10 protein-coding genes are annotated in these 12886 nt (G+C 73.9%); 7 read left to right on the top strand and 3 right to left on the bottom strand.

Annotated elements, in window-relative coordinates; genetic code table 11:
- The first annotated feature begins 146 nt into the window (after positions 1-146).
- The 7 genes from pdhA (at position 147) to ABTY40_RS03435 (ending at position 8326) form a co-directional block, all read left to right on the top strand.
- On the top strand, positions 147-1307 hold the full coding sequence (gene pdhA, locus ABTY40_RS03405; RefSeq protein ID WP_352058225.1) for a pyruvate dehydrogenase (acetyl-transferring) E1 component subunit alpha: 1161 nt from the start codon (positions 147-149) through the stop codon (positions 1305-1307).
- Complete coding sequence (locus ABTY40_RS03410; RefSeq protein WP_352057940.1) at positions 1307-2344, top strand: alpha-ketoacid dehydrogenase subunit beta; 1038 nt, start codon at positions 1307-1309, stop codon at positions 2342-2344. The genes pdhA and ABTY40_RS03410 overlap by 1 nt, the downstream gene beginning before the upstream one ends.
- Positions 2344-3780: a dihydrolipoamide acetyltransferase family protein gene (locus tag ABTY40_RS03415; protein WP_352057941.1), complete on the top strand. Its 1437-nt coding sequence runs from the start codon at positions 2344-2346 to the stop codon at positions 3778-3780. Before ABTY40_RS03410 ends, ABTY40_RS03415 begins: the two co-directional genes overlap by 1 nt.
- Positions 3781-3813: 33 nt before the next feature.
- Positions 3814-4722, top strand: coding sequence for an NTP transferase domain-containing protein (locus ABTY40_RS03420; protein WP_352057942.1), 909 nt, complete (start codon positions 3814-3816; stop codon positions 4720-4722).
- Positions 4719-6182 (top strand): molybdopterin molybdotransferase MoeA, encoded by a 1464-nt coding sequence (locus ABTY40_RS03425; RefSeq protein ID WP_352057943.1) that lies wholly within the window; start codon positions 4719-4721, stop codon positions 6180-6182. The genes ABTY40_RS03420 and ABTY40_RS03425 overlap by 4 nt, the downstream gene beginning before the upstream one ends.
- Before the next feature lie 20 nt (positions 6183-6202).
- The gene (locus ABTY40_RS03430; RefSeq protein WP_352058226.1) at positions 6203-7264 is read left to right on the top strand and encodes a potassium channel family protein; all 1062 of its coding nucleotides are present in this window, start codon (positions 6203-6205) and stop codon (positions 7262-7264) included.
- 75 nt (positions 7265-7339) lie between these two features.
- Complete coding sequence (locus ABTY40_RS03435; protein ID WP_352057944.1) at positions 7340-8326, top strand: NAD(P)H-quinone oxidoreductase; 987 nt, start codon at positions 7340-7342, stop codon at positions 8324-8326.
- Between the two features lie 151 nt (positions 8327-8477).
- Here the strand turns inward: ABTY40_RS03435 and ABTY40_RS03440 are convergent, their stop codons facing one another.
- The 3 genes from ABTY40_RS03440 to ABTY40_RS03450 all read right to left on the bottom strand — a co-directional run bounded on the left by ABTY40_RS03440 (position 8478) and on the right by ABTY40_RS03450 (position 12740).
- Positions 8478-9023: a bacterial proteasome activator family protein gene (locus ABTY40_RS03440; protein ID WP_345280270.1), complete on the bottom strand. Its 546-nt coding sequence runs from the start codon at positions 9021-9023 to the stop codon at positions 8478-8480.
- A 97-nt stretch (positions 9024-9120) separates the two neighbouring features.
- Positions 9121-11985 carry an FtsX-like permease family protein gene (locus tag ABTY40_RS03445; RefSeq protein WP_352057945.1) on the bottom strand — a complete coding sequence of 955 codons (2865 nt, stop codon included), beginning with the start codon at positions 11983-11985 and terminating at the stop codon, positions 9121-9123.
- Positions 11982-12740 carry an ABC transporter ATP-binding protein gene (locus ABTY40_RS03450; protein ID WP_352057946.1) on the bottom strand — a complete coding sequence of 253 codons (759 nt, stop codon included), beginning with the start codon at positions 12738-12740 and terminating at the stop codon, positions 11982-11984. The genes ABTY40_RS03445 and ABTY40_RS03450 overlap by 4 nt, the downstream gene beginning before the upstream one ends.
- Between the last annotated feature and the right edge of the window lie 146 nt (positions 12741-12886).

Genomic DNA, 12886 nt, shown 5'->3' on the forward strand with positions numbered 1-12886 from the left:
CTCCTATCCCAGGCTGTGGAGAACCGTTTGTCCACAGGCTGAAGGTGCCTGTAGCCAAAATGCCTCCACGACCGAACAATCGGTAGGTGAGGCGCGCCACACTCGCGCCACCCGCCTTCGGGTCTTATGCCCGCTCCCACGAGGAGGTGGACTCGTTGCAACAGCGCAGTTCGACAGTCCAAGAGCCGCCCGGTGACACCGCCGCCCACCGGCCCACCCCGCCGCCGGCGTGGCAGCCGCGCACCGACCCCGCGCCGCTGCTGCCCGAGACCGAGCCGCTGCGCGTGCTCGGTACGGACGCCGTGGCCGACGCCGACCCCGCGCTGCTGCGCCGGCTGTACGCGGAGCTGGTCCGCGGCCGCCGGTACAACGCCCAGGCGACCGCCCTGACCAAGCAGGGCCGGCTCGCCGTGTACCCGTCCACCACCGGCCAGGAGGCGAGCGAGGTCGCGGCCGCGCTCGCCCTGGAGGAGCGGGACTGGCTCTTTCCCTCCTACCGGGACACGCTGGCGGCCGTCGCCCGCGGTCTCGACCCCGTGCAGGCCCTGACCCTGCTGCGCGGCGACTGGCACACCGGTTACGACCCGCACGAGTACCGGGTGGCTCCGCTGTGCACGCCGCTCGCCACGCAGCTGCCGCACGCCGTGGGCCTCGCCCACGCGGCCCGGCTCAAGGGCGACGACGTGGTCGCGCTCGCCATGGTCGGCGACGGCGGCACCAGCGAGGGCGACTTCCACGAGGCGCTGAACTTCGCCGCCGTGTGGCAGGCCCCGGTGGTCTTCTTCGTGCAGAACAACGGCTTCGCGATCTCCGTGCCGCTGGCCAAGCAGACGGCGGCGCCGTCCCTCGCCCACAAGGCGGTCGGCTACGGCATGCCGGGCCGGCTGGTCGACGGCAACGACGTGGTCGCCGTCCACCAGGTGCTGACCGAGGCGGTGGCCCGTGCCCGGCGCGGCGGCGGCCCCACCCTCGTGGAGGCGATCACCTACCGGATCGACGCCCACACCAATGCCGACGATGCCACCCGCTACCGTGCGGACGGCGAGGTCGAGGCGTGGCGGGCCCACGACCCGATCCTGCTCCTCGAGAGGGAGCTGACCGAGCGCGGACTGCTCGACCAGGACGGCAGGCGCGCGGCGGCCGAGGCCGCCGAGACGATGGCCGCGGAGCTGCGCGAGCGGATGAACGCCGACCCGGTGCTCGACCCGATGGCGCTGTTCTCCCACGTGTACGCGGAGCAGACCGCGCAGCTGCGCGAGCAGGCGGCCCAGCTGCGGGCCGAGCTCGAAGCCGAGGGTGAGGCGTGATGACGACGGCGACGACCGGTCCGGCGGGGGCCAAGGCGGCCGGGAAGCCGAAGCCGGCCACGATGGCGCAGGCGCTCCAGCGGGCCATGCGCGACGCGATGGCGGAGGACCCCACCGTCCATGTGATGGGTGAGGACGTCGGCACGCTCGGCGGTGTCTTCCGGGTCACCGACGGCCTCGCGAAGGAGTTCGGCGAGGACCGCTGCACCGACACGCCGCTGGCCGAGGCGGGCATCCTCGGCACGGCCGTCGGCATGGCCATGTACGGGCTGCGGCCCGTCGTGGAGATGCAGTTCGACGCCTTCGCCTACCCGGCGTTCGAGCAGCTGATCTCGCACGTGGCGCGGATGCGGAACCGGACGCGCGGCGCGATGCCGATGCCGATGGTCATCCGCGTCCCGTACGGCGGCGGGATCGGCGGCGTCGAGCACCACAGCGACTCCTCCGAGGCCTACTACATGGCCACGCCCGGCCTGCACGTGGTGACCCCCGCGACCGTCGAGGACGCGTACGGGCTGCTGCGGGCGGCCATCGCCTCCGACGATCCGGTGGTCTTCCTGGAGCCGAAGCGGCTCTACTGGTCCAAGTCCGACTGGTCGCCCGAGGCGCCGGCGGCGGTCGAGCCGATCGGGAAGGCCGTGGTGCGGCGGCGCGGCACCAGCGCCACGCTGATCACCTACGGCCCGTCCGTGCCCGTCTGTCTGGAGGCGGCCGAGGCCGCCACCGCCGAGGGCTGGGACCTGGAGGTCGTCGACCTCCGCTCCCTCGTGCCCTTCGACGACGAGACCGTCGCCGCCTCCGTGCGGCGCACCGGCCGCGCGGTCGTGGTCCACGAGTCGAACGGCTTCGCCGGCCCGGGTGCGGAGATCGCCGCCCGGGTGACCGAGCGCTGCTTCCACCACCTGGAGGCGCCGGTGCTGCGGGTCGCGGGCTTCGACATCCCCTATCCCCCGCCCATGCTGGAGCGGCACCATCTGCCGGGTGTGGACCGCGTCCTGGACGCGGTGGCGCGGCTCCAGTGGGAGGCGGGGAGCTGATGGCCCAGGTGCTCGAATTCAAGCTGCCCGACCTCGGTGAGGGACTCACCGAGGCGGAGATCGTCCGCTGGCTCGTGGACGTCGGCGACGTCGTGACGATCGACCAGCCGGTCGTCGAGGTCGAGACGGCCAAGGCGATGGTCGAGGTGCCCTGCCCGTACGGCGGGGTCGTCACCGCCCGGTACGGGGAGGAGGGCACCGAACTTCCCGTCGGCGCCCCGCTCCTGACCGTCGCCGTCGGCGGGGCCGAGACCGGACGGGCGACCGGCGCGGAAGCGTCCGGCACCCCGGCCGCGAGCGCCCCGGCCGACGCCGCGGCCGCGGCCGCCGTCTCCTCGGAGTACTCGGGCAACGTGCTCGTCGGGTACGGCACGGCGGGCCCCACCGCCCGGCGCCGCCGTGTCCGCCGGGACAACCCCGCAGCCCCCACCGCGCCCGCCGCCCCCACCGCGCCCGCCGCCACGCCCTCCCCGACGCGGGCCGCCGCCCCTGCGCTCGCCGAGGCACCCGCGCCCGCCGCGGTGACCGTGGCGTCCGCGAACGGGACCGTCCATGACGGGCCCGTGCCGGTCATCTCGCCGCTCGTGCGGAAGCTGGCCCGTGACCGGGGGCTCGATCTGCGGCAGGTCCGCGGCTCCGGACCCGAGGGCCTGATCCTGCGGGCCGATGTGGAGCAGGCCCTCGCGGCGCTGGAGCGGCCCGCCGCTCCGGCTCCCACGGCCGTTCCGGCTCCCGCTCCGGTGGCCGGTGGCGAGCGCGTCCCGCTGCGCGGGCTGCGCGGCGCCGTGGCGGACAAGCTGTCCCGGAGCCGTACCGAGATCCCGGACGCGACCTGCTGGGTCGACGCCGACGCCACCGAACTCATGGCGGCGCGGGCGGCGATGAACGCGGCGGGCGGTCCGAAGATCTCGCTCCTCGCCCTCCTCGCACGGATCTGCGTCCACGCGCTCGGCCGGTTCCCGGAGCTCAACTCCACCGTCGACACGGCCGCCCGGGAGATCGTCCGGCTTCCGTCGGTGCACCTCGGTTTCGCGGCCCAGACCCCGCGTGGACTGGTCGTCCCCGTGGTCAGGGACGCCGGGGCCCGTACGGCGGAGTCGCTGACCGAGGAGTTCGCCCGCCTCACCGAGTCGGCACGGCAGGGCGCGCTCACCCCCGCCGATCTGACGGGCGGCACCTTCACCCTCAACAACTACGGGGTGTTCGGCGTCGACGGCTCCACGCCGATCATCAACCACCCGGAGGCCGCCATGCTCGGCGTCGGCCGGATCATCCCCAAACCCTGGGTCCACCAGGGCGAACTGGCCGTCCGTCAGGTGGTGCAGCTCTCGCTCACCTTCGACCACCGCGTCTGCGACGGTGGTACGGCCGGCGGCTTCCTGCGGTACGTCGCGGACTGTGTGGAACAGCCCGCGGTCCTGCTCCGCACGGTCTGACCGGCGCCGCGCCGGCCCGGCCCGTCTCCCTGGATGAGACGGGCCGGTCATCCGTGGCCCGCCCCGGCCCATACTGCTGGGGTGACCACCGCATACGACGCCGTCGTCCTCGCCGGCGGCTCCGCTCGGCGCCTGGGCGGGGCCGACAAGCCCGGCGTACGGGTCGGGGGCCGGCCCTTGCTCGACCGGGTTCTCGCGGCCTGCCCCGACGCCGGCCGGACCCTCGTCGTCGGAGAGCCGCGTCCCACCCTCCGGCCCGTCCGGTGGACGCGGGAGGAGCCGCCCGGCGGAGGCCCGGTGGCGGCCCTGGACGCCGGCGCGGCCGAGACCGGTGCCGAGGTGTTGGTGGTTCTCTCCGCCGACCTGCCCTTCCTCGGCCGTGACACCGTCCCCCGCCTGCTGGGCGCGCTCGCCGGCGCCCCCGACGCCGAGGCGGCGCTCCTCACCGACCCCGGGGGGCGCGACCAGCCGCTCGTCGCCGCCTACCGGGCCGGGCCGCTGCGTCACGCGCTGGACCGGCTCCGCCACGATCACCGTGGCCTCGCTCACATGCCGCTGCGGCACCTCACCGGTTCCCTGCGCCTCACCAGGACCACCGCGGACCCGCTCGCCTCCTTCGACTGCGACACCTGGGAGGACATCGTCACCGCCCGCGCCCGCATCAGGGAGCATGGGACCGTGCTGGACGAATGGATCACCGCAGTCAAGGACGAGCTGGGCATCGAGCTGGACGTCGACACCGGCGTCCTGCTGGACCTGGCCCGGGACGCCGCCCACGGAGTGGCCCGCCCCGCCGCACCCCTCACCACCTTCCTGGTGGGGTACGCGGCCGCGCAGGCCGCCGCCGGAGGCGAAGGCGGGCCGCAGGCCGTCGCCGAGGCCGCCCGCAAGGCGGCGGCTCTGGCGCAGCGCTGGGCGGCCGAACAGGACGAGGCCGGATGACCTCCCCCTCCCGGGCCCCTCGGGAGCCCGCGCCCACCCCGCCCCCGCCCGCTCCGGCCGCGCCCACCCCGACCGCGCCCACCGCCCCCGCGCGGGCACCGGGTCCGGTGAGGCCGGAAGCCGGCGGAGCTCCCGAAGCGCACCGGGCCACTCCCTGGCCCGAGGCGCGGGCCGCCGCCACGCGGGCCGGGAGGACCGCCCGGGACGGGCGCACGCCGGTGCGTGTCCCGCTCGGCCGGGCGCTCGGCCGGTTCCTCGCCGAACCGCTCCTGGCCCTGACCGATCTGCCGTCCTTCGACACCTCGGCCATGGACGGCTGGGCCGTCGCGGGCGACGGTCCCTGGACCGTCCACGGGGAAGGCGCCGTGCTCGCCGGGCACGTGCCCACCGGCGCGCTCGCACCCGGTGAGGCGGTACGGATCGCCACGGGCGCCCGCGTCCCGGCCGGGACGACCGCCGTCCTCCGTACCGAACACGCGCGTACGGAGCCCGCGGCGGTGGGGCCTCCCGCGTCGCGGACGGACCGGTCGGGGAGCCCGGGGGGAGGACCGGCGCACACCGACGCCCCGCCGTCCACCGCCCCCACCGGCCTGGTGCTCCACGCGCTGCGCGAGGTCGTGGCGCGGCAGGACATCCGGCCGCGAGGGCAGGAATGCCGTACCGGTGACGAGCTGCTGCCCGGGGGCGTGCCGGTGACCCCGGCCGTGCTCGGCCTCGCCGCGGCCGCCGGGTACGACGACCTCGCCGTCCTGCCCCGCCCCCGCGTGGAGGTCCTGGTCCTCGGCGACGAACTGCTCACGGAGGGCCTGCCGCACGACGGTCTCATCCGCGACGCGCTCGGCCCCATGCTCGGCCCCTGGCTGGAGGCGCTCGGCGCGGAGGTTCTCGCCACCCGCCGGATCGGCGACGACGCCGAAGCGCTGTACGCGGCGGTCACCGGCTCCCCCGCCGACCTGGTCGTCACCACCGGCGGTACGGCGTCCGGGCCCGTGGACCACGTCCACCGCGTGCTCGACAAGGCGGGGGCCACGCTCCTCGTCGACGGTGTGAAGGTCCGGCCCGGCCACCCCATGCTCCTGGCGTCACTCGGCTCCGGCCGGCACCTGGTCGGCCTCCCGGGCAACCCGCTCGCCGCCGTCTCCGGGCTCCTGACGCTCGGCGCGCCGCTCCTCGCGGCCCTCGCCGGCACCCGGGCCCCGGCGCCGTACCGCGCGCCCCTCGCCGACGCGGTGCACGGCCATCCCCATGACACCCGGCTCGTTCCGGTCGTACGCCGGGACGGGCGGGCCGTTCCTCTGCACTACAACGGTCCGGCCATGCTCCGCGGCATCGCCGCCGCGGACGGTCTCGCCGTCGTTCCGCCCGACGGCGCGCACGCGGGCCAGGAGCTGGACATCCTCGACCTTCCCTGGCCGCCGGCGGCGGGGGCCGCCCCGGCCCAAGGAGCGTGTTTCACGTGAAACTTCCCAACCGTGACGTCATGGCCCGCCATGCGGACGAGAAGGTCACCGGGTCACGGGTCAGACTGCCCCGGCAAGTGGTCGAGAGACCCCTACGGCAGGTCACCAAGCGGCTCGTCATGGCGCTCGCCGTGCTCGCCCTCACGGTCCTCATCGTCTACCTCGACCGGGAGGGCTACCACGACAACGCCAACGAGACGCTCGACTTCCTCGACTGCGTCTACTACGCGACCGTGACCCTCTCCACCACCGGTTACGGCGACATCGTGCCGCACAGTGACTCGGCGCGGCTCGTCAACGTCCTGCTCGTCACGCCCCTGCGCGTCCTGTTCCTGATCATCCTGGTCGGCACCACTCTCGAAGTCCTCACCGAGCGGACCCGGGAGGAGTGGCGACTGAACCGCTGGAGGTCCACCTTGCGCGACCACACCGTCATCGTCGGCTTCGGCACCAAGGGGCGGTCCGCGATCCAGACCCTCTGCGCGACCGGACTGCGCAAGGACCAGATCGTCATCGTCGACCCCTCGGAGAAGGTCATCGCCACGGCGAACGCGGACGGGTTCGCCGGTGTCATAGGGGACGCGACCCGCAGCGACGTCCTCATCCGGGCCGAGGTGCAGAAGGCGCGTCAGATCGTCATCGCCACCCAGCGCGACGACACCGCCGTCCTCGTCACCCTGACGGCGCGCCAGCTCAACCGCGGCGCGAAGATCGTCGCCGCGGTCCGTGAGGAGGAGAACGCGCCGCTGCTGCGCCAGTCCGGCGCGGACGCGGTCATCACCAGTGCCAGCGCCGCCGGCCGGCTTCTCGGCCTCTCCGTCCTGAGCCCCAGCGCGGGCACCGTGATGGAGGACCTGATCCAGCAGGGCTCCGGACTCGACCTGGTCGAGCGCCCGGTGACGAAGGCCGAGGTCGGCAGGAGCGTCCGCGAGACCGACGACCTGGTGGTCAGTGTCCTGCGCGGTCACCGGCTGATCGGCTACGACGACCCGGCCGCCAGCCCGCTCCAGTCCCTGGACCGGGTGATCACGATCGTCCGCGCCGCGCCCGTCACCCGGCTCAGCACACCCCCGGAGGACTGAGACCGCCCCCCGCCGACCGCGCCCCGGAGGAGACCGAGCCGTCGTCCGGCGGGGGGCGGGAGTAGCCTCGCCGGCATGCATGCGATCACGATTCCGGAACCCGGTGGTCCCGAGGCCCTCGTGTGGGCGGAGGTACCCGATCCCGTGCCCGGCGAGGGCGAGGTCCTCGTCGAGGTGGTGGCCGGCGCCGTCAACCGCGCCGATCTGCTCCAGCGCCAGGGCTTCTACGACCCGCCGCCCGGCAGCTCCCCGTATCCCGGCCTGGAATGCGCGGGCAGGATCGCCGCGCTCGGCCCCGGCGTGTCCGGCTGGTCGGTCGGCGACGAGGTGTGCGCGCTGCTCACCGGCGGGGGTTACGCCGAACGGGTGGTCGTGCCCGTCGGCCAGCTCCTGCCGGTGCCGGAGGGCGTCGACCTCGCCACGGCCGCCGCGCTCCCCGAGGTGACCTGCACGGTCTGGTCCAACGTCTTCATGATCGCCCACCTGCGGCCGGGCGAGACGCTGCTCGTGCACGGGGGCGCCAGTGGAATCGGCACGATGGCGATCCAGCTCGCGAAGGCGGTCGGCGCCCGCGTCGCGGTGACGGCCGGAAGCCCCGAGAAGCTGGCCCGCTGCGCCGAACTCGGCGCGGACGTCCTCATCGACTACCGCGAGCAGGACTTCGTCGAGGAGGTGCGCAAGGCGACCGACGGGGCCGGGGCGGACGTCATCCTCGACATCATGGGCGCCAAGTACCTGGAGCGGAACGTGCAGGCGCTGGCGGTCAACGGCCGCCTCGTGATCATCGGCCTCCAGGGCGGCGTGAAGGGCGAGTTGCACCTGGGGGCGCTGATGGCCAAGCGCGCCGCCGTCATGGGCACCACCCTGCGCTCCCGCCCCCTGCAGGAGAAGGCCGCGATCGTCGCCGCCGTCCGCGAGCACGTCTGGCCGCTGATCGGCGCCGGAACCGTCCGGCCCGTCGTCGACCGTACGGTGCCGATGCCCGAGGCGGCCGAGGCGCACCGGGCGCTGGAGTCCGGCTCCCCGGTCGGCAAGGTCCTGCTGCTCACGCCCGGGACCTGAGCCCGGACACCGGAACGGGCCCGGCATCACCGCGGTGACGCCGGGCCCGTCGCTCCCGCCAGGCCGTACGACTCCTGGAACTGCGCAGTTCTGGAGCCGCGGACTTCCGGAGGTTCGGTCCCGGGGGTACGACCCCGGAGGTACGGGCTTCCTAGAGGTACGGGCCCGAGCGGGCCGCGTGGCCCCGGCCGTGGTCGTCGTCCTCGTCGTGCGAGACGCCCGGGGGCAACGCCCGGCGCATCTGCTCCAGTTGGGCTCGGGCCGCCATCTGCTGGGCGAACAGCGCCGTCTGGATCCCGTGGAACAGGCCCTCCAGCCAGCCCACCAACTGTGCCTGCGCGATCCGCAGTTCCGCCTCGGACGGAACCGTTTCGTCGGTGAAGGGGAGCGACAGCCGCTCCAGCTCCTCCACCAGCTCGGGCGCCAGCCCGTCCTCCAGCTCCTTCACGGAACTGGCGTGGATCTCCTTCAGCCGTACGCGGCTCGCCTCGTCCAGAGGGGCCGCCCGCACTTCCTCCAGAAGCTGCTTGATCATGCTGCCGATGCGCATGACCTTCGCAGGCTGCTCGACCATTTCCGTCACCGGGACCTCGCGGGATTCGTCGTCACCCTGGCGGCCACCGAGCGCCATTCCGTCCTGTCCCACGACGAGGACCTGGGGGCTCTCCTGCGACCTGTCATTCCTCGGCATATCCATGCCGCCATTCTCTCGCACACATGCCTCTCCGGACGGTGTGCCCCGGGACGAGAGTGATCCACCCTCGTCCCGGGGCACAGGACGGCAACGAAGAACGTCAGGTCACGGCGCGCCGCGCGACGGCCCCCCGCGAGCGGGTCACCAGGGCCGCGAGGAGGGCGGCCCCGAGCGGGACGGCGACCAGGAGGACGGTCAGGGTCTGCCAGGGGATGACGATCGGCACGTACGGCGGGGTGATGTCCACGCTCCAGCCCTCGGCGAGTGCCTCCTCGTAGTAGCGAACCTGCTCGCGTTCCTCGGTGAGGCGCAGGCCCATCGCGGGGAGGATGCCCGCGGCCGAGCCGAGTACGACACCCATGGTGGCGACCACTCCGCACTGGAAACCGCTGAGCGTACGGCGGACCCGGGGCGGGGCGCCGACGGCCGCGAGGGTTTTCAGGTCCGCCTCGGCGTCGGCCTGGGCGAGACCGGTGGCGATGGCGGCAGCACCGATGGTGACCAGGCCGGCGAAGACGGTCAGCGACAGCAGGACGATGCTCGTCTCGTCGGTGAAGCCGGTCTCCACGTGGACGTCGGCGGAGCCGCCGAGCTTGGCGAGTTCCGCGTCGAGCTTCTGGCGCTGCTCCTCGTCGGGCATCCGGTCGGTGCTGAAGTAGGAGCCGAACGGGACCGTGGTGAGCCCGGCGGCCCGGGCGGTCGCCGGAGTCATCAGGGCCTGGAGGCCGTACGACTTCGGCGCGCCCGGCACCAGGTGCGCGGGGACCGGACGGATCTCACCGGGGGCCGGGAGGCCGTTCTCCGCGGCCTTGTCGGCAGCGACCGTGTCGGTGACGACCTTGATGCCGAGCGTGCCGTTGCCGTCGATCAGCGGCCGGTGGAAGGCGATGATCTTCCCCTCGGCGAGGGCCTTCTCGGCACCGGCGTCGTGGATGCCGAGCACCTTCAGGACCTTGGCGTCACCGACGAGGAGACCGCCCTCGACGGGCAGGTTGCCGCCGTTGTCGTTCGGCTCGCACCGCCAGTCCTCGGTGAGGAGCTTGCGGCGCTGTTCGGGCGTGTACTTCTCCGAGGCGTCGCCGCCGCCGGGAATCATCACGTGGAGCGGGCACTCGTTGGCCTTGGGGATGACGAGTTCGTAGCGGCCGCAGCCCGGTCCGCCGCCCCACGGCGGGCAGCCGGGCTTGCCGACCTGGACGCGCGCGATGTCGGCCCTGACGTCGACGGGCAGGTTCCGCTCGACGGCCTCACGGACCGCCGGGACGTCCCGGCCGCCCTCCTCCATGACGACGGCGGAGACGGCCCCGTGCGGCAGCATGGCCTCGTACTCGGCCCGGGACTGGGCGTCCCGGCTCGCGCCGTAGGTGGAGACGGCGACCGTGCCCGCGATGGCGGCGAGCACGGCGGCGACGGCCGGGGCCGTACGACCCCGGTTGCGCACCGCGTCACGCAGGGCGAGCCGTGGGGCGAGCGGCAGCCAGCGGCCGAGCCGGCCGAAGAGGCCCACCAGGGCGGGGGTCATGGCGACCACACCCAGCTCGGCGATGGCGGAGCCGCCGGCCACGATGATGAACTCGTCGCTCACGACGGAGCCGTAGAGCGCGATCGCCCCGCCGAGGAGGAGGGCGCCGAGTCCGATGAGCGGCAGGACCCTGCTGCTCCGGCGGACACCGCGGCGGCCGGTGAGCGAGGCCAGGACGGTCTGCCGTGAGGCGGTGACGGCGGGAACGACGGCGGAGAGCAGGCCGGTCAGGACGGCGAGCAGGGCGATGCCGAGCAGTTCGAGCGGCCGGATGTCGAAGGCGCCGAACCGCTGCCCCATCATCTCCTCGAGGTACGGCTCCAGGACGAGGGTGAGGATCAGGGCGAGGACCGTGCCGACCAGGGCCGCGGCGACACCGATGACGAGGCCGCCGCTCAGGACGATGGCCCGGATGTGGCTGCGGGCACCGCCGTTGGCGCCGACCAGTCCGAGCTGGCGGCGGGAACGGCGGGCACCGACCGCGAAGGCGGGACCGGCGAGGAGGCAGATCTCCAGCATCGCCAGGCCGACCACGGTGCCGACGGCGGCGAGTTCGGCGGCGCCGGCCGCGGCACTAGTCTGGTAGTTGCCCCAGCCCTCCTTCTTGTAGAGCGGCACCTCGGAGTCGGCGGGCGGGTCCAGGACCACGGCGCGCGACATGACCACGATGCCCTGCGTGTTGATCCGCTGGACCGTGTTCCACGTGAAACCACCGCGGTGCTTCACCAGGTACGAGGTGGAGGACTCCGGCGCGGGCAGCCCGGACTTCTCCATGGCCTTCGCGTACGGGGCAAGAAACGCTGCCGGCAGGGCGTTGACCTGGAGGGCCGTGAGTTCGTCGGGAAGTTCGTAGGCGCCCACGATCCGATACGGGCGGTCGAAATTGCGGGCGGAAACGGTGGAGCCGACCGTCAGACCACTGGTCTCCAGGAAGTGCGAGGTCGCCATGACCTCGTCGGACTTCTCGGGGTAGCGGCCTTCGAGGAGGGTCATGATGCCCCGGGCGACCGGATCGCCGGCCTTGAGCTCGCGTACCTCTGCCTGGAGCAGGCCGTGACGCGTGGTCAGCCGGGCCGAACCGGTGGAGTCGGTGAGCACCGTGGCACCCGCCGGGACGGCCCGGCCGAGGTCGGTGCGGCCCGTCGGCCACACGCCGTCCCCGAAGTCCTTCACCTGGGCGTAGTTGTCCCCGGCGGGAGTCTGGTAAATCGGGGTACCGCCCGACTGGGCGTCGAGGAAACGGGCGTCGGCGGCGCCGATGCTCCGGTCCATCTTCTCGGCGGGGGACAGCTCGGAGCTGCGGTAGGTCAGGTCGAAGGCGCTGACGCCCAGGATGGGCAGGGCGATCATCGCGAGGACGAGGGCGCTGCGGCCCTTGGCGCGCCAGGCGTCGCGGCGGGCGATACGTATCGCGGCCCGCCAGGAGTGGAACCAGGTCTTCACCGCTCGGCCACCTGTCCCCAGGACGGGCCCTGGCCCTGGCCCGTGAGCAGCGAGTCCGCCTCGCTGCGGACGGTCTGGTCCACGATGGCGCCGTCGCGCAGGAACACGACCCGGTCGGCCCAGGCCGCGAACCGGGGCTCGTGGGTGACGAGGACACCGGCGGCGCCCGCGTCGCAGCGGGAGCGGAGCAGGGCCAGGACGGATTCGCCGGTCTCGGAGTCGAGCGCGCCGGTGGGCTCGTCGGCGAGGACCAGGCGGCGGTCACCGACGAGGGCGCGGGCGATGGCCACCCGCTGCTGCTGGCCGCCGGACATCTCGTCGGGGAAGCGGTCGGCGAGATGGCCGAGGGACATCTCCTCCAGGGCGGCGAGCGCCTCGACACGGGCCTTGCGGGCGGAGACACCGTCGAGCTCGCGGGGGAGGGCGACGTTCTCGGCGGCCGTGAGGGCCGGGATGAGGTTGTAGTCCTGGAAGACGTAACCGATGCTGCGACGGCGCAGCGCCGCGAGTTCCTTGAGGCCGACGGTGGTGATGTCGGTGTTCTCGACGATCACCCGGCCGGAGGTCGGGGTGTCGAGGCCGCCGGCGATCGTGAGCAGCGTCGACTTGCCGGACCCGGAGGGCCCCATCACGGCGACCAGCTCGCCCGGGTGGACGGCGAGGTCGATGCCGCGCAGGGCGTGCACCTCGGTGGCGCCCGAGCCGTGCACCCGGACGAGGTTCTGGAGTTGCAGCACGGGCTGCTGTGTGGACATGGAGGGGTCCCCCTTGGTCGTACGCGGCGAAGGGCCGGTACGGAGCGAGCGATGAACAGTGCGGTCGTGTACGGGGCGGGCGCGGCGGCTCCGGCCGGGGCCCGCGCGGGCGGGTCGGGCCGGGCCGGGCCGCGTGGGCGCGTCGG

It is taken from the genome of Streptomyces sp. NPDC126503 (genome assembly GCF_040302405.1).
Classification (GTDB): domain Bacteria; phylum Actinomycetota; class Actinomycetes; order Streptomycetales; family Streptomycetaceae; genus Streptomyces; species Streptomyces gulbargensis.